The organism is Paenibacillus sp. BR2-3 (assembly GCF_046529485.1).
Taxonomy (GTDB): domain Bacteria; phylum Bacillota; class Bacilli; order Paenibacillales; family Paenibacillaceae; genus Paenibacillus_AQ.
In genome coordinates, this window is the sequence record NZ_CP126311.1 from 2,487,581 (window position 1) to 2,506,675 (window position 19,095).

Consider the following 19,095-nt stretch of genomic DNA (forward strand, 5'->3'; position numbering starts at 1 on the left):
ACAACACTCCAATCGCGAGTAGTGGAAAAAAACCCTTACCACGCGATTTTGGAAAAATGGGCTAAAAGTCAAGGCCTTTTTTAAAGGAATTTGTCACAATCTCCAAATTATTTTCCAATTTGGATAGGGACTGAAAAACCCATTCCCCTGTGAAAGTAGGAGGATGGCATATTGGATGAAACAAGGAAACCCTTGTCCCATCTGCCTCGGCGAATGCCGAGAGGCTATTTTATCTTAAGGAGGCGCGTAAGTTATGGTTCCAAGTTTTCATGCGACGACAATTTGCGCAGTCAGACATAATGGTCAAGCTGCAATAGCTGGTGACGGTCAGGTAACTTTCGGAGAAAGCGTCATTATGAAGACGACCGCCAAAAAAGTGCGGCGTTTGTACAGAGGACAAGTGATTGCCGGATTTGCAGGATCGGTTGCCGATGCGATCACTCTGTTCGAGAAGTTCGAGGGTAAGCTGGAGGAGCATCATGGCAATCTGCAGCGCGCTGCGGTTGAGCTCGCCAAAGACTGGCGGCAGGATCGCATATTGCGCAAGCTGGAGGCACTGATGATCGTGATGAATAAGGAAGGTATGCTTCTCATCTCCGGAAATGGTGAAATCATAGAGCCGGATGATGATGTGCTGGCTATTGGCTCCGGAGGCAATTTTGCTTTGGCATCCGGTCGTGCCCTGAAGCGTCATGCTTCTAATCTTAGTGCGGCGGATATCGCAAGAGAGGCGCTTCAAATCGCTTCTGAAATATGCGTGTACACCAATTCCAATATTATTGTTGAACAATTATAGGCCCCGGTGCCACAGAGAGAGGGAGGAAGTCACGATGGTTAATCAATCGCTTACACCCCGCCAAATCGTAGCCGAACTGGATAAATATATTGTAGGTCAGAAGCAGGCCAAGAAATCAGTCGCCGTTGCGCTCCGCAACCGTTATCGGCGCAGTCTGCTGGCCGAGGAGCTGCGTGATGAAGTTGTTCCGAAGAATATTCTGATGATCGGCCCTACAGGAGTAGGAAAGACGGAAATCGCCAGAAGACTTGCCAAGCTCGTTAATGCTCCCTTCATTAAAGTTGAGGCAACCAAATTTACAGAGGTCGGTTATGTGGGCCGCGATGTCGAATCCATGGTTCGTGATTTGGTGGAAACCTCGATTCGTATGGTCAAGCTGGAACGGACGGAAAAGGTTAAGGACCGTGCCGAGGAATTGGCCAACGAGCGTATAGTGAGTATACTGGTCCCTTCAGCTTCCAAGAACAAGGGCCAACGTAATCCTTTTGAAATGATTTTTGGCGGAAATGGCGGGGGGCAGGACGATTCCAAGGTAGATCCGGAACAGGACGGGAGCCTCAGCGAACGCCGCCGTGGAATTCGTTTCAAGCTGCTCGCTGGCCAACTGGAAGATGAGATCATAGAAGTTGATGTGGAAGATACAGCGCCGTCGATGCTGGACATGTTTGCCGGCCAGGGCAATGAACAGATGGGGATGAACATGCAGGAGATGTTCGGCAGTCTGCTCCCCAAACGGACCAAGAAACGCAAGCTCCCCATCCGGGAAGCCCGCAAGGTGCTCATTCAGGATGAGGCGGCCAAGCTGATCGATATGGACGATGTAATCCAGGAATCGGTCACGCGGGCAGAGCAATCGGGAATTATTTTTATTGATGAAATTGATAAGGTTGCCAGTCAAGGCAAAGGTTCAGGTCCGGACGTATCCCGTGAGGGTGTGCAGCGTGATATTCTGCCGATTGTCGAGGGTTCGACTGTCATGACGAAATATGGCCCTGTAAAGACGGATTATGTGCTCTTTATGGCTGCCGGGGCATTTCATATTGCCAAGCCTTCCGACCTCATACCGGAGCTTCAGGGCCGGTTTCCTATTCGCGTAGAGCTGAGCAGTCTGACGCTGGAGGATTTTGTGTCGATTTTAACGGAGCCCGAGAACGCGCTCACCAAACAATATGTAAATTTGCTGGCAACGGAAAATATAGATATCCAGTTCCAGAAAGAAGCGATATACGAGATCGCCAAAATAGCGGCAAACGTCAACCAAAACACGGAAAACATTGGTGCACGGCGCCTCCATACCATATTGGAGAAGCTGCTTGAGGATCTTTCCTTTGAAGCACCGGAGTTGACACTGGATACTATGATCATCACACCGGAGTATGTACGTGAAAAGCTGGAAAGCATTGCGCAAGATCGGGACTTAAGTCAATACATCCTGTAAAATTTTGATAAAACATTCAATAAGCCCTCTCTTATCTGAAAAGATAGGGCTTATTTCTTATTGTAATAATATACAAATTCTAAGAGAATCATAGTATAAGAATATGACTATTTTCACGTCAAGGGACAGTTTTCGACCAGAAATCGATGAAAATGCATTTTTTTTAGCTTTTTTTGTCGAATAAGAAGGATTTCTGAAAGAGTTGTGGAATTCTTTTCAATATGATAGCTTTGGAAGGGGGATATCCATGGGATTGCTGAACAGTGTCAGTTTTCAACGATTGCAGGGAGGTATAGAAGCCGCCAACATTCGACAAAGTGTTCTCTCCAACAATGTGGCTAATATCGATACGCCGAATTTCAAACGCTCTGATGTGTCATTTGAAAGCTTCTTGCGGCAGCAGGAGAGTGGACTAAAGTCTCAACTTAGCGCGAAAGTGACCCATTCCCGTCATTTTCAATTCGGAAATCATTCGGTTGTTCCGGCTGCAGTCACCAATAAAGATGAAACTTCTTCAATGAATAACAACAACAATAATGTTGATATTGATCGGGAGATGGCGCTCAGCGCAGAGAATCAGCTAAGGTACAACTCTTATATTCAACAAATTAATAGTCAAATTACGATGATGCGTACAGTTGCTGAGGGGAGATAACCTGGTATGAATTTTGGTAGCAGTTTTGGAATAAGCGCCTCAGCCTTGACAGCCCAGCGGCTGCGGATGGACGTGATTTCTTCCAATATAGCTAACGCCGAAACAACAAGGGCCTCGGTGGTAGACGGGAAAGCGGTTCCTTACCGCCGTAAACTCGTTGTGCTGGAAGCGGCTCAGAGTAATAATTTTGCTGATATTTTAAACTCGAAAATGAACGGCGGTACCCAAGGGGTTAAGGTACAGGCCATTACAGAAGATACTTCCCCGCTCAAGCCCGTATACAATCCAAGCCATCCCGATGCGGATCAGAATGGTTATGTTTATATGCCTAACGTTGACATTACAAAAGAGATGGTAGATATGCTCTCCGTTTCCCGTTCCTATGATGCTAATGTTACGATGCTTAATGCTAGTAAAGCTATGGTAACCAAGGCTCTTGAGATTGGACGGTAACATAAATATACCAAGGAGGTAGACAGTTGATACAAAATCTAGCTATTGGCTCCCAATCTGTGCAGCAGCTTGCTATGAAAACAGCGAATGCACAGTCTTCATCGACTCCATCGAATTCAAATCAGAGCTTTGGTTCTTATCTTGAGGATGCTCTGAACCAGGTAGCCAATCAGGAGCAGCAAGCAAAAAATATGAACAATAAATTTGTACTTGGAGAAGTAAATATAGATGAAGCACTAATATCTTCCCAGCAGGCATTGCTAAGTTTGCAGTTGACTACACAAGTCCGGAACAAAGTGATTGAAGCCTATCAGGAAATTATGAGAACTCAGATCTAAATATCCTAGCTAAGTTTCGGATGGGGTGACACTGTGAATGAAAGATTTGCCCAGTACAGGGACAAGGGCGTCCAGTACTGGAACAGATTCAGCAGCCGGCAGAAGATGCTATTCTTTTCGACGCTGTTTATCATTATTATTATCATCGTGGTTATGACGATGCAGCTTTCCAAAACCGAGTATGAAGTAGCTTTTAAGGATTTAGACAGTACGGATTCGGCGGCTGTTATGACCTATTTGGACTCGGCCGGGATAACATACAAGCTGAGTACAGATGGGAAGAGTATTTCCGTACCCAGTACGGAAGCGGCACGAATTAAGGTGGACATCGGCTCTCAGGGGATTGTGCAAGATGGATCTATCGGATATAAAATATTCGATGAAAATTCCTCGATGATCGGTACGACCGACAGCGAGTTTGAAGTGAAATATAATAATGCGCTCAATGGCGAAGTCGAACAGTTGATGAGAAGGATGCAGGGGATTAAGGATGCAAAAGTCCTGATAAATTTGCCTAAAGAGACTGTATTTGCCTCCCAGGCGGATCAGGAGAAAGCCTCCGCATCGGTTGTTCTGAGCTTTGATCCGGGCTTTAGACCAAATCAGGATAATATTGACGGTTATTTCAACCTTGTCAAGACAGCCGTTCCGAATTTGCCGGTGGAGAATATAACGATTGCCAACAATGAAGCTGAGCTGAGGCCGACATCAAGGGGTGGACAAGCCGGATTTTCAAGCCAAGTTCAAGAGAACTTCGACCTGCAGAAAAAATTAGAAGAAGAAGTCAAAAAGAATGTAAAGCAATTTCTAAGCACCCTTACAGGTCCTAATAAAGTGGATGTTCTCGTATTCTCCAAGCTGAACTTCGATAAGGAAAATCGCAAGGAGGATATCGTAACTCCAGTAGATACAGAGAATTTGAAGGGTATAGAGATCAGCTCGCAGATTATCAGTAATTCTTATTCAGGACAAGGGAACACGAATGGCGGCGTGGCAGGTACTGGTGAACAGGATGTAGCCGGTTATCCATCAGGAACGAATTCCGGTACTTCTACCTCAGAGGAATCATCGGAGACCATAAACTATGAAGTGAATCATATCACTAAAGACATTATCGCTAGTCCATATACTGTTAAAGATTTAACCATTAATGTGGCAGTTGAACCACCTACAGGACAAACAACTTTGGATCAGCCTACAACGGCTGCCATTCAGAACATTCTGGTCAATATCGTCCGTGCTTCTCTGGCGGATTCTGGTGTTGCTTATACTGACGCTGATTTGGCTAAAAAAGTTTCGGTTTATTCCCAGCAATTCGGCAGCAATGCTGCCGCAGATACAACTGGAAAACTCGCGAACTGGATGATATGGGCAATCGGCGCAGCCGCACTGGTTGTTGGTGCCGGAGCCGGTTATCTCTTTTATCGGAGCCGCAGAAAGAAACTTGAAGAGGAAGAAGAAGATGTACCGCTACAGGTTCCAACCGAGTTTCCATCTATTAATTTGGAGAGCGTAACGAACGAGAGTCAAGTACGCAAGCAACTGGAAAGTCTGGCCAAGAAGAAGCCGGATGAATTCGTAAATCTGCTGCGCACATGGCTAGCTGACGAACAGAGGTGAATTAATGGCAAAAGCTAGCCAGCAGGGACTTAGCGGCCGGCAAAAGGCTGCAATCCTGCTTATCACACTAGGGCCTGAGGTATCGGCACAGATATTCAAACATTTACGGGATGAGGAAATCGAACAGCTTACGCTGGAAATTGCCAATGTCCGCAAAGTGGACAGTGGTGAGAAGGAATCGATTATGTCTGAGTTTCACCAGATATGTCTCGCCCAGGAATATATATCACAAGGCGGAATTAACTACGCCAAAGAAATTTTGGAAAAAGCGCTTGGTCAGGCGAAGGCGATGGAGGTCATTAATCGTCTGACGGCTACCTTGCAGGTAAGACCCTTTGATTTTGCACGTAAGGCAGATCCGCACCAGATTCTAAACTTTATTCAGAATGAGAATGTTCAGACGATTGCACTTGTCCTGTCGTATCTGCAATTTGATCAGGCAGCTTCGATTCTTTCTTCCCTCCCTCAAGAGAAGCAGGCGGAGGTGGCCAGAAGAATTGCCATTATGGATAGCACCTCACCGGAGGTCGTTTCTCAGATAGAACGCGTTCTGGAACAAAAGCTTTCGGCAACTGTCACCCAGGATTATACCAATGCAGGCGGAATTGAATCCATCGTGCAGATTCTAAACGGAGTAGACCGTGGGACAGAACGGACGATTCTGGATTCATTGGAAATACAAGATCCGGAGCTTGCGGAAGAAATCAAAAAACGGATGTTCGTTTTCGAGGATATTGTCAATGTGGACAACCGTTCCATTCAGCGGATTATTCGCGATATCGAGAACGCCGATTTGCAGCTTGCGCTTAAAGTGGCAAGCGAGGAAGTGCGCGACGTTATTTTCCGGAATATGTCCAAACGTATGGCAGAGACATTCCGGGAAGAAATGGAGTACATGGGGCCTGTGCGGCTGCGTGATGTAGAAGAGGCACAGACCCGCATTGTAGGCACGATCCGCAGACTGGAAGAATCCGGTGAGATCATCATCGCACGCGGTGGAGGAGATGACATTATTGTCTAGGCTGATCAAACACTCCCAATACGTCCCGGTAGATGTACTGAAAAGACTGGAACAGGCCCGACACCACGCCGGACTTAGCGAAGAGCCTGCTTCGGAAGATCCTTCAGCTGAACTGCATTATAACGATCCTGCCCGGGAAGAGGCTGAACTGGCCCGTAAACAGATGCTGTGGGATGCGCAGGAATTTGCTGAAGGGCAGGTAAGGGATGCTTCCCGTGAAGCAGAGCTTATTCTGGAGTCGGTGCGTGCTGAGGCGGAGCAATGGTGGATTGAGCGTCGGGAGCAGGATGAACACCTTATAGAGGCTGTGAAATCCGAGGCATATCAGCACGGTTACCAGGAAGGTATAACGCAGGCTGAGGAAGAGATGAAGCGGAAGGTAGCCGAGATGATGGAAGAAGCCAGAGTGGTGCTTTCTGAAGCTTACAGGGCCAGAGACGTCATTATTCAGGAGGCTGAACCCTTTTTGGTGGAACTCAGCTGTGGTATTGCCGAGAAAATTGTGGAAAGACAGCTTACGGTTGAGCCTGAGTTCACTATGGAGTTAATTAAGAAGAATTTAGCCCGTAAACGCGAGCAGGGACTGATCTCCCTGTGTGTATCTCCAGCGCAATTCACATTTGTGCACGCGGCCCGTGAAGAGCTTGCGCTCGCCATTGATTCACAGGCGGAACTGCAAATTTTACCTGATTCTACTGTGAAGGACCATGGCTGTGTAATTCGTTCTTCCTTCGGAAGTATCGATGCTCGAATCGACACCCAGCTTGCCGAAATCAAGAAAGAGCTGTTGAGAATCGCCCTGGACACCGAAGAAGGCAGAAATGGGGAAGACAATGCTTGACGGCCGGCGCTACAAAGAGCAATTGCGTAATATTGATCCGGTCAGAGTGAACGGCAAGGTAACTCAGGTTATCGGCCTCATGGTTGAATCCGAAGGTCCGGATGCGAGCATAGGTGATGTGTGTTACATCTATCCCGCCAAAGGGAACAAACCGCTGAAGGCGGAAGTCGTTGGGTTTCGGGATAACAAAGTGCTGCTGATGCCTTTGGGTGAACTGCAGGCTATCGGTCCCGGCTGTGATGTTGTCGGTACTGGCAAGCCGCTAAGCGTACAGGTTGGATCTGAGCTGCTGGGCAAAGTGCTGGACGGGCTGGGACAACCATTGGACGGTTCACTCATTCCGGCACGTATGCCGCATAGCTCAACCTTCAATATACCCTCCAATCCGCTGAATCGGCCTCGTGTGCAAGAGCCTATCAGTATTGGAGTAAGGGCAATTGATGGATTATTGACGATCGGCAAGGGACAGCGGGTCGGTATATTTGCTGGCTCCGGTGTAGGCAAAAGTACACTGATGGGAATGATCGCCCGCAATACCTCAGCCGACGTTAACGTAATTGCGTTGATCGGGGAGCGGGGCAGAGAAGTGCTGGATTTCATTGAACGCGACTTGGGTCCCGAAGGGCTGCAGCGTTCAGTGGTAATTGTCGCTACTTCGGACCAGCCGGCGCTGATTCGGATTAAGGGAGCGTTAATTGCCACAACAATTGCCGAATATTTCCGGGACCGTGGACTAAACGTCATGCTGATGATGGATTCTGTTACCCGGTATGCTATGGCACAACGTGAAGTAGGGCTTGCCGTCGGGGAACCGCCGGCTATGAGAGGCTACACACCGTCCGTATTCGCAAGTCTGCCTAAACTGCTTGAAAGGGCCGGGACAGGACCGTTAGGTTCAATAACCGCCTTTTACACGGTACTGGTTGACGGGGATGACATGAATGAGCCAATCGCTGATGCGGTACGGGGAATTCTGGATGGGCATATCGTATTAAACCGGAGCATCGCCAACAAAGGACACTTCCCGGCGATTGATGTGCTGTCCAGTATTAGCCGGGTTATGAAGGATATTGCGCCTGAAGAACAGATCGATGCGGCTGAGAATGTGAAAAGGCTGATGGCGGTTTACAAGGACTCGGAAGATTTAATTAATATCGGAGCCTATCAGCGAGGGTCTAACGCCCAGATTGATGAGTCAATCCATTATATTGACAGCATCTGGAATTTCACCAAACAGAAGGTTAATGAGAAAGTGACGCTGACCGAAGTTCAACAATCTTTAATTTCTCAGTTCTCAAGGAGTTGATTGCGTATTATGAGATTTCATTATACATTTCAAAAAGTTGTAGATTTGAAGGGCAATGAAAAAACACAGGCAGAGTGGATGCTCTCAACCGCACTTGGAGAACTGCAGGCCCAGGAAAAAAGTCTTGATGAATTGTTGGTTCAGCGAAATGAAGTCATATTCTCGTTGCAAAGCTCTGCAGAACAAAGAACTTCCATGATCAAAATCCGGGAAATGCAGGATTATGTTGATTTTCTGGATAAATGTATCGCGCGCAAGCATGCCGAAATAAACCGTGCTCATCAAGAGGTTCAGCATAAGCAGGATCAGCTCAGTACGAAGGTTTTGGATGAAAAAGTGTGGTTGAAAGCAAAGGACAAAGCTCAGCAGCTGTTTCAGCAAAGCATGAATTTACGGGAACAAAACGAATTGGATGAGATGGCTACCGTCCGCTTCGCGATGAAGTCCCTCTAACCCGGAGGTTTCCGCTAGTGGCAAATAATGAAATGGAATTTGAAAATGAAGGGTCAGCGGGTAAATTTGAACGGTTTCTGTTTTTAATGATACCGATCATCTTCACGCTTGTACTTCTGGGAGTATTGCTGACGCTTTTTAATATGGATATTCGTAATAATGTGCTTACGGTTGCGAACAAAATTCCTGTTGTAGACAAGTGGATTCCTGATCCGCCAGCAGATCCTGCTCTGAATGAACAACAGCAGACTGATGAACAGGCCGCCAGCTCAGAGACGACCATTAAAGCGCTGAAAGCGCAGCTTGCCCAGCAGGAAGAGAATCTTAAGAAGGTCACTGAAGAGAAAGCCGCTCGGGATACACAGGTGCAGGCGCTCCAATCGCAGATCGATGGTATGGAGAAAGAGGCTGCCGCTTCTGAAGAAAGCAACGCTAGCGAAGAGGATGCCTATCAGAAGAAGGTTACTGAACTGGCCAAATTATACTCAGGGATGAAGGCTTCCAAAGCGGCACCGATTATGGAGAATTTGACGACTGACGAAATGGTGCAGATTTTCAGTGTAATGAACAATGCCAGCAAAACGGCTATTTTGGAGAAGATGACACCCAAAACGGCTGCTGACGTATCCGTAAAGCTCAAAGAGACTACAACCTCGACGGATTTGGCGATAGCTGCTCTTCAATCCAGACTGAAGAAGGAAGCAGGTACAACTACTGCCTCTGGAAGCAGTACTAACCTCGATAAGGAAAAGCTTAGCAAGACGTTTACATCCATGCCTGCAGCAAATGCAGCAAAGCTTCTGGGGGATATGTTTCTCATCAGCCCGGATAAAGTGATCACAGTATTGAACACTGTAAGCGATAGTGTGAGGTCCTCCATACTGAGTGAAATGACCAAGAACGACAGTGCACAAACTGCGAAAATCGTAAATCGGCTCATGGGCGCTAAATAAGCTTTGAAGGGAGGTGAGAAAAAAATGAGCTTAGTATTTCAAATGATTTCTGCCGGCAATGGATTAACTGCAAATCCAGCTTCATCTTCCTCTGTGACTGCTCTTGGTGGTAACACTGAGGGGACAGGATCGCTGCTGCCTTTTGCACAGGCGCTAATCCAGAAGATGACGGGCACTAATGAAAGTAATAATGCCTCGACTACCGGAACGGGAGACCCGATCGCTTTATTGCAGGGCTTGCTTAAGGAACTTCAGCCCACCGGAAGCGATGTAAAAGAGGAGACAGCCTTTCAGAATACGGATTTGCTCGGTGAGCTGGCCCAGGATATTGAGAAACTTGATGAATCTATTGAAAAAGATCCGGCTCTGCTGTTAGCGCTCCAGGGATGGTTACTGCAGGTATCCGCTCTTTTGCCGAGTGATGTGCCTGCGGATAGTCAAAATGAAAGTGGTACTGGTACTGCTGCTTTATCACCGTTAGCCCAAAACCCTGAGACACTTCGTTTTGCGGTGCAGGATGACCTTAACAGACTGGTTTCCATTATTCAGGAAGCTGCTTCTAGCGGAAATGAGGAATTAACAGCCAAAGGACTAGCTGTACTTAACAACTTTGCTGATTTAATGACACAACCGGCTGCGGACAAGCCAAAAGTTCTTGGCAACCCGAATGGCCGTTCGACAGACGCTTTGGCAGTTAAGAGTGAAACAACAGTTTCTTCTTCGCCCGTAACCGTTTCTGCAGAGTCTGGAAAGAATGAATCCGATCTCTCAGGCACAATGCAAGCCAGGATTATTGTAACTGATGAGGCAAAAAGGGCAGTTTCCAATGATGAATCCATTGCGGAGTTCAGTGTTCCTGCGAAAGACGGGGAAATCGTAACTGCAGGACAGTTGTCCATGCGTAACGGAATTACAGCTCCTCTGAAAGCAGAGACACCGCAGGTGCCGGTTCAACACTTTGCCAAGGAAATGACGGGTTTAGTCACCAGTAAATTGGAGATAGTCAACAAGGGCGGAGTTGCCGAAGCTACTATTTCACTGTTTCCGGAAAATCTTGGACAGGTTGATGTTAAGATTACGATGCAGAACGGGCATTTAGTCGCTCAATTTGTAACGGAGCACGCCGGAGCCAAGGATTTGCTGGAGCAGCAGATGGTACAATTGCGTGCAGCCTTGCAGGCACAGGGGCTGCAGGTAGAAAAGCTTGAAGTAACGCAAAATAATACACCGCTTCAATCGCAAATGCAGCAGGAAGGACGTCAGACCGGTTCAGGAGGTCAGCAGTCCAATAGACAATCAAAATACGGTAATGAAATATCCGGAGATGCCGTTATCGCGGCTGAACTGAATGGTGAGTGGAAGGATTGGCTAGTGAATGGAGCACCGGAAGACCGGGATCAAGCGGCCTCATTCTCTGCTAAGGCTTAATGGAAGGAAAGAGAGGTGGCAGGAATGGCTTCTTCAGAGATTATATCTACCAGTAATACATGGCCCAATTATTCGGTGGGCAACAGTGCAAATCCGGGTAAAACACCAGGCAGCTCAGTCATGGGTAAGGATCAGTTCTTGAAAATTCTAATCACCCAGCTTCAGAATCAGGATCCGATGCAGCCGATGGAGGATAAGGAATTTATCGCTCAGATGGCCCAATTTACATCCGTTGAGCAGCTTATGAACATTTCAACCCAGCTTACTTCGCTTAATCAGTCACTTGGCTCGGCATCAAGTCTAATAGGCAAAGATATCACCTGGACAGACAGTACTACACTATTGCCCAAGTCGGGTACCGTTGACTCCATACTTGTCAGCAGCGGAGTGAATTATGCGGTAGTCGGAGACCAAAAAATAGCTCTTTCAGAAGTTACACAAATTAAAAATGCTTCTACAGCGGCAAGCGTTGACTCTAGCAGTACTACATCAGGGGGCAGCGGGGAGAGCGGGGCGACGACATGAATGAAAGGCTGACAATCGGCCAAATGTATCCAGGCACGGTCCATCCTTCCTCTCTTCAACGTCCGCCAAGTTCAAAGAGTACGGTGGCGCCAGAGGCTTCGTTCGAAAATGTTTTGCAGCGGAATATGCTCAAATTCAGCAATCACGCCGCTAAACGACTGGAGCAAAGAGGGATTGAACTTGGCAGCCGCCAGTTGGATCAAATCTCTTCGGCAGTAGACAAAGCTGCAGCCAAAGGCAGCAAGGAATCATTGATATTAATGAAAGACATGGCATTAATTGTTAGTGTGGCGAATCGCACCGTAGTTACAGCAATGGATGGAAGCTCGATGAAAGATAATGTATTTACCCAAATAGACAGTGCAGTGATCATTTCCTGAACCGGCCGGTCCTAACGGAAAGCCGGAGTGACCGCCGACCGATTGACGCGGTCCATGCTCCATAAAGCAAGTTCAATAAAGGAGTCATAACGACTTCATATTCCGGGAGATGATACAGCATGTTAAGATCTATGTACTCAGGGGTTTCAGGTATGCGCGGTTTTCAAACCAAGCTGGATGTTATCGGCAACAATATCGCAAACGTGAATACCATCGGCTTTAAATCGGGACGAGTTATGTTTAAAGATATTATGAGCCAGACTGTTTCCGGCGTTACAGCACCATCTGACGGAGCTCAAGGTGGTGTAAATGCCAAGCAGATCGGTCTGGGAGTAAGTATCGGCTCGGTCGATACGCTGCACTTGGCAGGCAGTGCCATGACCACCAATAATCCGACGGATTTGCGGATTGATGGAGACGGATTTTTTCTGGTAAAGCTGTCGGATGCCCAGGAAACCCCCTTTCTGACTCGTGCAGGTGATTTCCATGTGGATTCCAGCTTTAACTTAGTCACCTCCGATGGATTGCGTGTATTGGATTCGGGTGGAGCCCTTATCCAGCTGGAAGAAGGGGTAACGGGATTCTCCATTTCCAATGATGGTACGATTGTGCAAACCATGAGCGATGGAACCACGCAGCCCGGTGTTCAAATTGGTATTGGCAAGGTAACCAACCCACAGGGCTTGGAGAAGATCGGCGGCAACCTGTACCGTATGACTTTGAATGCTAATCCGGATGGCACACTGGAACCGACAACTGCGAATAATACGGAAACAGGAACGGGAGCGATTGTTGCCGGTCAGCTAGAGATGTCCAATGTGGACTTAACGAATGAATTTACGGAAATGATCGTCGCACAACGCGGTTTTCAAGCCAATTCCCGGATTATAACCACTTCTGATGAAGTGCTGCAGGAAGTTGTTAACCTGAAACGTTAATATATGATCTGAACCTGTCTTAAGGATTGCTGTTTGATAGAAACTTTTCGCCTCAGGCGAAGTGTTATCGAGCAATGTGGGGGAGGACTCCTCCCCTTATTTTTTGTTAGGAGGCCTGTTATGATTTCGGTAACACGATTAAATGGTACGCAAATGTGGCTGAACGCCCTTCTGGTGGAAGTGGTGGAAGAAAGCCCGGATACACATATTACGCTGGTTACGGGCAAAAGACTGATCGTGCTTGAAAAAGCCGATGAAGTCATTGAAAAGATCCGTGAGTATAACAAGGATATCGGCATACACGCGGCCACCATTAAAGTCCAATCATTGGAGGAGCTTTCATGAAAAAGATGCTGCCATGGCTCATAACGATTTTACTGGCGATTACTTTAATCGTGCTAGCTGCATTTCTGTTACTGGGCAAGTTCTTTCCTGGTGATCCCAATGAAGTCAACGCGGCTGTTGAGAATGTGGAAACCAAGAATTTAACCGCCGATGAAATAGTAGAGCTGACTTCGGAAATACAAGACATCAAAACTAATCTTGCCGATCCCGATTATATCGTTTCAATAAATTTTGCTTTTCAACTGGATTCAGCAACAGCCAAGGAAGAATTTGATAAGATCAAAGAGATCAAGATTAAACCGATTCTTATCAAAACGCTTGCCGACACCAAGTCGGAGCAACTGAACGGGGCGGATGGCAAGGATCAGCTTAGCAGCAGGCTAGTGAATCTAATCAATAAAACCTTGACCGAGGGCAAGCTGACTCAAGTTGAGATCACCAACTTTATACTGGCTCCTTTGTAGCTTTAAAGCGCGGTAATTCTTTGATGGGGGGGTGATTGAATTGGTTGATGTACTGTCACAAAACGAAATTGATGCTCTATTAGCTGCACTATCATCCGGTGAAATGGATGCCGATGAACTAAAAAAGGAAGAAACCCAGAAGAAAATCCGGTCTTATGATTTCAAGCGGGCGGTACGCTTCTCCAAAGATCATATCCGAAGTCTTACGCGGATTCATGACAACTTCGCCCGCTATCTGACGACGTACTTTTCGGCCCAATTGCGCACCTTCGTGCAGATCAATGTCGTCCAGGTAGAGCAGCTCCCATATGATGAGTTTATCCGCTCCATTCCGAAAATGACTATTTTAAATATTTTTGAGGCAGAGCCATTGGAAGGCCGAATGGTAATGGAAGTTCATCCAAACATCGCCTATGCCATGCTGGACAGGCTGCTGGGCGGTTTCGGAACGGCGCCCGCCAAGGTCTCGAATCTAACTGAAATTGAAACAACAATTATGGAACGGATTTTCAGCAGGTGTTTTGAAAGTCTGCGGGAAGCATGGAAAACAGTTTTGGATATAGAGCCCCGTATGGAGGCACTGGAAACAAATCCACAGTTCATGCAAATTGTTTCTCCCAATGAGACGATTGCCCTGATCTCGCTGAGCACCAAAATTGGCGATACTACCGGAATGATTAATCTCTGTATTCCTCACGTTGTTCTGGAGCCTATTATGTCCAGACTTTCCGTTCATCAGTGGTTTGTTTCTGAGAAGAAGACACGCGATGCGGATGAGTTGGAGATCATCAAGACCCGTGTTCATCGGGCGCAGCTTCCGATTGTAGCCGAACTCGGTGAATCCAATTTATCGATATCCGAATTTCTTGGACTCAGCATTGGGGATGTTATCTCTCTGAATAAAACCGTTGATTCAGGATTGTCGATTAAGGTAGGGAACAAACTGAAGTTCATTGGAAGCCCGGGAATGATCAAAGAACGGGTAGCCGTCCAAATAGACGAGATTGTCAGTGAAGGAGTTGAAGAATTTGACGAGTAAAGATTATTTATCCCAAGAAGAAATCGACGCCCTTTTAAGACAATCTGCGGAAGGATCGATAGGTCCCTCAGCCAAGACGGTAAGTGACTTTTTAACAGCTTTTGAACAGGATGCCTTGGGTGAGATTGGCAACATCACATTCGGAAGCGCAGCGACTGCCCTCTCCACATTACTGGGGAAAAAGGTTGACATCACTACTCCGCAGGTTTCTATCATTACTCGCGGCGAATTCGAAGAGGCTTTTCCGAGACCGCATGTTGCCGTTCATGTACAGTATGTGGACGGGTTCCAGGGCATTAATTCACTTGTCATCAAAATTCGGGATGCCCAGGTTATCGCCGACTTGATGCTTGGCGGAGTAGGCGACCCAAAGGATGAAGATCTGAACGAAATCCATGTTAGTGCCGTACAGGAAGCGATGAACCAGATGATGGGCTCTTCCGCCACCTCCATGTCGACGATTTTCAACCGGTTTGTCAACATTTCTCCGCCGGGAATCGATATCCTGAACATGTCCAGCGGTGAAGGTGTTGGCAGTCTGCCTGATGACGAAACTCTTATCCGTATTTCTTTCCGGCTCAAAATCGGGGATCTGATTGATTCTACGATTATGCAGCTTCTGCCGGTGGCATTTGCTAAAAGTATGGTCACGATGCTGCTCGGCGATGTCAGCACAACAGAGCAGGAGACCGCAGTCTCGTCAACTTCTGCACCAGCTCCTGAAATACCGGCCGCTCAGCCGGACCCGGCAAATCCTGTCGACCCGCAGGCCCCACAACAGCCAATGGGTGGACAACATCCTCAATATCCGCCCCAGCAGGGGATGCCGCCATATCCGGGAATGCCCGAGGGAGGTTATTATTACCCACCTGCAGGAATGCCGGCTTATGGGATGCCGGGGATGCCGCCATATGGTATGCCGCCGCAAGGAATGCCACCGCAAGGTATGCCTTATGGGCAAACTCCACCGCCAAATTCAGTACCGAACCGCAACGTAAATGTTCAGCCGGTACAATTTGCTAATCTTCACGGGGGAACCTTTGGGAATATTGACGAAAATAATTTAAATTTATTGATGGACATACCATTGAGAGTAACCGTAGAATTAGGAAGGACGCAGAAGCAGATCAAAGATATTTTGGAAATGTCTCAAGGTTCGATTATTGAGCTGGACAAGCTTGCTGGTGAACCTGTAGATATTTTGGTAAATAACAAATTGATCGCCAAAGGTGAAGTCGTCGTTATTGACGAAAACTTCGGAGTTCGAGTTACGGATATTGTCAGCCAGTGGGACCGAATTCAAAAATTACAATGAGCATAACTTAGGGAGGATTTTGTAAAAATGGCTAATAAAATTCTAATCGTGGACGATGCAGCATTTATGAGAATGATGATCCGTGATATTTTGTCGAAAAACGGATTTGAAGTAGTAGGCGAGGCCCAGGACGGTGCTCAGGCAATAGAGAAATTCAAGGAGTTACGTCCTGATTTGATTACGATGGATATTACTATGCCAGAAATGGATGGAATTGCAGCCCTGAAGGAAATTAAAAAAGTGGATGCGAACGCAAAAGTAATTATGTGTTCAGCCATGGGCCAGCAGGCTATGGTTATCGATGCGATTCAAGCGGGTGCCAAAGACTTCATCGTGAAGCCTTTTCAGGCCGACCGTGTAATTGAAGCGATCAATAAAACGTTGGGTGTGTAGGGAACTAAAATGCCAAGCAATTCCGAGTCGCTGGGAAGTAATAACACCCTGCTGAATTTGCTTAATGTTATTCTTGTCCTTGCGGTAATTATTATAGTTATAGTGTTGCTAATACGTTTTTTGGGACGGCGCAATCAGGCCTTGACCGGTGTACATAGCATGCGCACTCTGGGAGCCATGGGTTTGGGACCGAATAAGTCGATGCAGGTCATTGAAATAGGCAGCAGCCTCTACTTGATCGGGGTGGGTGAGAATATATCCCTTTTGGATAAAATCACCGACCCGGGTGAGGTAGCATTAGTCATTTCGGCTTTTGAGGACCCATCCTCCGGCCAGAAGAATTTTCTTATGCCACTCCTCGAGAAGGTACGGGGCAAGCTGCGCGGAGAAGTTCCGTCTCAGGAAATCGATCTTAACGAAACCTCTTCTTTTTATGAAATGCTGCAATCCAAGCTTCGCTCTGCTCCAGAGCGCAAAGAGATGATAGAAGAGCTGCTTTCGGAAGATACCACCAAGAATGAGTCGAGGGATTTATGAAAAAAAAGCTTATCATCGCTTTTCTACTGCTCGGATTTATCAGCATAATGGCTCTGCGGCCGATTCATGCCGATCCTATCCCGAATATTGATATTAAAATCGGAGATAATGACGGCACGAACGGTACCAGCTCGCTATCCATTCTGCTGCTTGTTACGGTTCTGAGTGTGGCTCCTGCTTTTCTTGTACTCATGACCAGTTTTACCCGCATTGTTATCGTGCTCGGCTTTGTAAGAACTGCACTGGGTACTCAGCAAATGCCTCCAAACCAGGTGCTGGTGGGGCTGGCTCTTTTCCTGACGCTGTTCATTATGTCTCCGACGCTTGCGCAAGTGAATGAAACTGCGGTTCAGCCTTATATAAAGGGTGAGATTACCCAGTCCGTTGCTTTTGAGAAGGCTGCTGATCCAATGAAAGCTTTCATGTATAAGCAGACAGATTCTAAAGATTTGCTGCTTTTTATGAAGTATAACGGCTATACGGGTACCGCGAAGCCCGCCACCTATTCCGATATTCCATTAACGGTGATGGTGCCTGCTTTCGCAATCGGAGAAATGAAAAAAGCTTTTACCATGGGCTTTATGATTTTTATTCCTTTTCTGATTATTGATATTGTAGTTGCCAGCACGCTGATGGCGATGGGGATGATGATGCTGCCTCCGGTAATGATCTCATTACCCTTTAAAATATTGCTCTTTGTACTGGTAGACGGCTGGTACTTAGTCATTAAATCGCTGCTGCTGAGTTTTAACACCTGATTGCCAAGGAGGCAAGTGATATGAATACGGACTTTATTATCGGTCTGGCAGGCCAAGCCGTATATATCGTGCTTCAAGTCAGTGCTCCAATGCTGATTCTGGGTCTGGTGGTTGGGCTTATCATTAGTATTTTTCAGGCCACAACACAAATACAGGAGCAGACGCTCGCGTTTGTCCCCAAAATTGTAGCTGTATTGCTGGCGCTGTTATTGTTTGGCCCCTGGATTTTGACGAAGCTGATCGATTTTACGAGCCAGATCCTAGGCAATCTCGATCAATATATCGGTTGATAAAAGAGCTATGGAGAATATTCTGCAAAGCTTTCCCGTCTTTCTGTTGATTTTTTGTCGAATTTCATCTTTTTTTGTTGTAGTACCTGTATTTTCATCCAGAGGCGTACCCGTCAGCTTCAAAATAGGACTTTCTTTTTTTGTAGCACTGGTAGTTTTTAGTGCCAATGGAAGCGGAATTACCGTGCCGCAGGATCTAAGTTATATTTTACTGATTACCAGAGAAGTTTTGGTAGGGTTGCTGCTTGGTTTTTTGGGATATCTGATGTTTATGACGATTCAAACCGCCGGTGCCTTTATTGATATTCAAATCGGGTTTGGTATTGCGAACGTTATTGATCCGATGACCGGCGCGTCCTCACCTATTCTCGGTAATTTCAAGTATATGATTGCGCTCCTGATGTTTCTAAGCATGAACGGGCATCATTTTCTGCTGGATGCGATTGTGTACAGCTACAACTGGGTTCCTATTGATAACAATTTATTCTTTAAAATGATTAACGGAGGACTGTCGGAGTTTCTGGTCCGGTCGTTTGCCCAATCTTTTGTGTTGGCCTTTCAAATGGCGGCCCCTTTAGTCACGGCCTTGTTTCTGACGGATGTTGGACTTGCCTTTCTGGCAAGAACCGCTCCGCAATACAATGTGTTTGTCATCGGTGTTCCACTCAAGATCATTATCGGGCTGGGCCTGCTATTTTTGCTGATGCCGAGTCTGGCGGTGCTGTTCCAGAGCCTGTTTGACATTCTGTTTGAATCCATGCGTAATTTACTGGGCGTGATGGGGGACAATCCACAATCACCGTAAAAGG

At 46.8% G+C, this 19,095-nt stretch carries 24 protein-coding genes; all 24 read left to right on the forward strand.

The genetic code is table 11. From position 1 onward, the window contains the following. Window positions 1–253 precede the first annotated feature (253 nt). The 24 genes from hslV (at window position 254) to fliR (ending at window position 19,091) form a co-directional block, all read left to right on the forward strand. A complete protein-coding gene (gene hslV / locus PaeBR_RS11875) occupies window positions 254–796 on the forward strand; it encodes an ATP-dependent protease subunit HslV (RefSeq protein WP_410515003.1) in 543 nt (180 codons plus the stop codon). A gap of 34 nt (window positions 797–830) precedes the next feature. Beyond that, a complete protein-coding gene (hslU, locus tag PaeBR_RS11880) occupies window positions 831–2,234 on the forward strand; it encodes an ATP-dependent protease ATPase subunit HslU (RefSeq protein ID WP_410515004.1) in 1,404 nt (467 codons plus the stop codon). A 247-nt stretch (window positions 2,235–2,481) separates the two neighbouring features. Then, window positions 2,482–2,889, forward strand: a complete 408-nt coding sequence (gene flgB, locus PaeBR_RS11885; protein WP_410515005.1) for a flagellar basal body rod protein FlgB — start codon at window positions 2,482–2,484, stop codon at window positions 2,887–2,889. Between the two features lie 6 nt (window positions 2,890–2,895). Then, a complete protein-coding gene (gene flgC, locus PaeBR_RS11890; RefSeq protein ID WP_410515006.1) occupies window positions 2,896–3,342 on the forward strand; it encodes a flagellar basal body rod protein FlgC in 447 nt (148 codons plus the stop codon). A gap of 26 nt (window positions 3,343–3,368) precedes the next feature. Then, window positions 3,369–3,680 (forward strand): flagellar hook-basal body complex protein FliE, encoded by a 312-nt coding sequence (gene fliE / locus PaeBR_RS11895; RefSeq protein WP_410515007.1) that lies wholly within the window; start codon window positions 3,369–3,371, stop codon window positions 3,678–3,680. Between the two features lie 33 nt (window positions 3,681–3,713). Continuing rightward, on the forward strand, window positions 3,714–5,300 hold the full coding sequence (gene fliF / locus PaeBR_RS11900; protein WP_410515008.1) for a flagellar basal-body MS-ring/collar protein FliF: 1,587 nt from the start codon (window positions 3,714–3,716) through the stop codon (window positions 5,298–5,300). Window positions 5,301–5,304: 4 nt separating this feature from the next. Next, window positions 5,305–6,321: a flagellar motor switch protein FliG gene (gene fliG, locus PaeBR_RS11905; RefSeq protein WP_410515009.1), complete on the forward strand. Its 1,017-nt coding sequence runs from the start codon at window positions 5,305–5,307 to the stop codon at window positions 6,319–6,321. Continuing rightward, window positions 6,314–7,162: a FliH/SctL family protein gene (locus PaeBR_RS11910; protein ID WP_410515010.1), complete on the forward strand. Its 849-nt coding sequence runs from the start codon at window positions 6,314–6,316 to the stop codon at window positions 7,160–7,162. The genes fliG and PaeBR_RS11910 overlap by 8 nt, the downstream gene beginning before the upstream one ends. Then, window positions 7,155–8,468, forward strand: coding sequence for a flagellar protein export ATPase FliI (gene fliI / locus PaeBR_RS11915; RefSeq protein ID WP_410515159.1), 1,314 nt, complete (start codon window positions 7,155–7,157; stop codon window positions 8,466–8,468). The genes PaeBR_RS11910 and fliI overlap by 8 nt, the downstream gene beginning before the upstream one ends. Window positions 8,469–8,477: 9 nt before the next feature. Continuing rightward, entirely contained in the window at window positions 8,478–8,921 is a 444-nt protein-coding gene (gene fliJ, locus PaeBR_RS11920; protein WP_410515011.1) for a flagellar export protein FliJ, read from the forward strand. A gap of 17 nt (window positions 8,922–8,938) precedes the next feature. Then, window positions 8,939–9,874, forward strand: a complete 936-nt coding sequence (locus PaeBR_RS11925) for a MotE family protein (RefSeq protein ID WP_410515012.1) — start codon at window positions 8,939–8,941, stop codon at window positions 9,872–9,874. Window positions 9,875–9,898: 24 nt separating this feature from the next. Continuing rightward, on the forward strand, window positions 9,899–11,302 hold the full coding sequence (locus tag PaeBR_RS11930) for a flagellar hook-length control protein FliK (RefSeq protein WP_410515013.1): 1,404 nt from the start codon (window positions 9,899–9,901) through the stop codon (window positions 11,300–11,302). Window positions 11,303–11,326: 24 nt separating this feature from the next. After that, on the forward strand, window positions 11,327–11,827 hold the full coding sequence (locus tag PaeBR_RS11935) for a flagellar hook capping FlgD N-terminal domain-containing protein (protein WP_410515014.1): 501 nt from the start codon (window positions 11,327–11,329) through the stop codon (window positions 11,825–11,827). Next, window positions 11,824–12,207, forward strand: coding sequence for a TIGR02530 family flagellar biosynthesis protein (locus tag PaeBR_RS11940; RefSeq protein WP_410515015.1), 384 nt, complete (start codon window positions 11,824–11,826; stop codon window positions 12,205–12,207). Before PaeBR_RS11935 ends, PaeBR_RS11940 begins: the two co-directional genes overlap by 4 nt. 119 nt (window positions 12,208–12,326) lie before the next feature. Then, on the forward strand, window positions 12,327–13,145 hold the full coding sequence (gene flgG / locus PaeBR_RS11945; protein ID WP_410515016.1) for a flagellar basal body rod protein FlgG: 819 nt from the start codon (window positions 12,327–12,329) through the stop codon (window positions 13,143–13,145). A 120-nt stretch (window positions 13,146–13,265) separates the two neighbouring features. After that, window positions 13,266–13,490 carry a flagellar FlbD family protein gene (locus PaeBR_RS11950; protein WP_410515017.1) on the forward strand — a complete coding sequence of 75 codons (225 nt, stop codon included), beginning with the start codon at window positions 13,266–13,268 and terminating at the stop codon, window positions 13,488–13,490. After that, window positions 13,487–13,954 carry a flagellar basal body-associated FliL family protein gene (locus PaeBR_RS11955; protein WP_410515018.1) on the forward strand — a complete coding sequence of 156 codons (468 nt, stop codon included), beginning with the start codon at window positions 13,487–13,489 and terminating at the stop codon, window positions 13,952–13,954. The genes PaeBR_RS11950 and PaeBR_RS11955 overlap by 4 nt, the downstream gene beginning before the upstream one ends. Before the next feature lie 40 nt (window positions 13,955–13,994). Next, window positions 13,995–14,993, forward strand: a complete 999-nt coding sequence (gene fliM / locus PaeBR_RS11960) for a flagellar motor switch protein FliM (protein WP_410515019.1) — start codon at window positions 13,995–13,997, stop codon at window positions 14,991–14,993. After that, a complete protein-coding gene (gene fliY, locus PaeBR_RS11965) occupies window positions 14,983–16,308 on the forward strand; it encodes a flagellar motor switch phosphatase FliY (RefSeq protein WP_410510829.1) in 1,326 nt (441 codons plus the stop codon). Before fliM ends, fliY begins: the two co-directional genes overlap by 11 nt. A 27-nt stretch (window positions 16,309–16,335) precedes the next feature. Then, on the forward strand, window positions 16,336–16,701 hold the full coding sequence (locus PaeBR_RS11970; protein WP_410510830.1) for a response regulator: 366 nt from the start codon (window positions 16,336–16,338) through the stop codon (window positions 16,699–16,701). 9 nt (window positions 16,702–16,710) lie between these two features. Continuing rightward, entirely contained in the window at window positions 16,711–17,238 is a 528-nt protein-coding gene (locus PaeBR_RS11975) for a flagellar biosynthetic protein FliO (RefSeq protein ID WP_410510831.1), read from the forward strand. After that, window positions 17,235–17,996 (forward strand): flagellar type III secretion system pore protein FliP, encoded by a 762-nt coding sequence (gene fliP / locus PaeBR_RS11980; protein WP_410510832.1) that lies wholly within the window; start codon window positions 17,235–17,237, stop codon window positions 17,994–17,996. Before PaeBR_RS11975 ends, fliP begins: the two co-directional genes overlap by 4 nt. A 20-nt stretch (window positions 17,997–18,016) precedes the next feature. After that, a complete protein-coding gene (gene fliQ, locus PaeBR_RS11985; protein ID WP_410510833.1) occupies window positions 18,017–18,286 on the forward strand; it encodes a flagellar biosynthesis protein FliQ in 270 nt (89 codons plus the stop codon). A gap of 10 nt (window positions 18,287–18,296) precedes the next feature. Further along, window positions 18,297–19,091, forward strand: coding sequence for a flagellar biosynthetic protein FliR (gene fliR / locus PaeBR_RS11990; RefSeq protein ID WP_410510834.1), 795 nt, complete (start codon window positions 18,297–18,299; stop codon window positions 19,089–19,091). Window positions 19,092–19,095 lie beyond the last annotated feature (4 nt).

Bases quoted from the DNA above. Each gene is read 5' to 3' on its own strand.
- hslV (WP_410515003.1), top strand. From the start codon at position 254: ATGGTTCCAAGTTTTCATGCGACGACAATTTGCGCAGTCAGACATAAT.
- hslU (WP_410515004.1), top strand. From the start codon at position 831: ATGGTTAATCAATCGCTTACACCCCGCCAAATCGTAGCCGAACTGGAT.
- flgB (WP_410515005.1), top strand. From the start codon at position 2,482: ATGGGATTGCTGAACAGTGTCAGTTTTCAACGATTGCAGGGAGGTATA.
- flgC (WP_410515006.1), top strand. From the start codon at position 2,896: ATGAATTTTGGTAGCAGTTTTGGAATAAGCGCCTCAGCCTTGACAGCC.
- fliG (WP_410515009.1), top strand. From the start codon at position 5,305: ATGGCAAAAGCTAGCCAGCAGGGACTTAGCGGCCGGCAAAAGGCTGCA.
- fliI (WP_410515159.1), top strand. From the start codon at position 7,155: ATGCTTGACGGCCGGCGCTACAAAGAGCAATTGCGTAATATTGATCCG.
- fliJ (WP_410515011.1), top strand. From the start codon at position 8,478: ATGAGATTTCATTATACATTTCAAAAAGTTGTAGATTTGAAGGGCAAT.
- PaeBR_RS11930 (WP_410515013.1), top strand. From the start codon at position 9,899: ATGAGCTTAGTATTTCAAATGATTTCTGCCGGCAATGGATTAACTGCA.
- PaeBR_RS11935 (WP_410515014.1), top strand. From the start codon at position 11,327: ATGGCTTCTTCAGAGATTATATCTACCAGTAATACATGGCCCAATTAT.
- PaeBR_RS11940 (WP_410515015.1), top strand. From the start codon at position 11,824: ATGAATGAAAGGCTGACAATCGGCCAAATGTATCCAGGCACGGTCCAT.
- flgG (WP_410515016.1), top strand. From the start codon at position 12,327: ATGTTAAGATCTATGTACTCAGGGGTTTCAGGTATGCGCGGTTTTCAA.
- PaeBR_RS11950 (WP_410515017.1), top strand. From the start codon at position 13,266: ATGATTTCGGTAACACGATTAAATGGTACGCAAATGTGGCTGAACGCC.
- PaeBR_RS11955 (WP_410515018.1), top strand. From the start codon at position 13,487: ATGAAAAAGATGCTGCCATGGCTCATAACGATTTTACTGGCGATTACT.
- PaeBR_RS11970 (WP_410510830.1), top strand. From the start codon at position 16,336: ATGGCTAATAAAATTCTAATCGTGGACGATGCAGCATTTATGAGAATG.
- PaeBR_RS11975 (WP_410510831.1), top strand. From the start codon at position 16,711: ATGCCAAGCAATTCCGAGTCGCTGGGAAGTAATAACACCCTGCTGAAT.
- fliP (WP_410510832.1), top strand. From the start codon at position 17,235: ATGAAAAAAAAGCTTATCATCGCTTTTCTACTGCTCGGATTTATCAGC.
- fliQ (WP_410510833.1), top strand. From the start codon at position 18,017: ATGAATACGGACTTTATTATCGGTCTGGCAGGCCAAGCCGTATATATC.
- fliR (WP_410510834.1), top strand. From the start codon at position 18,297: ATGGAGAATATTCTGCAAAGCTTTCCCGTCTTTCTGTTGATTTTTTGT.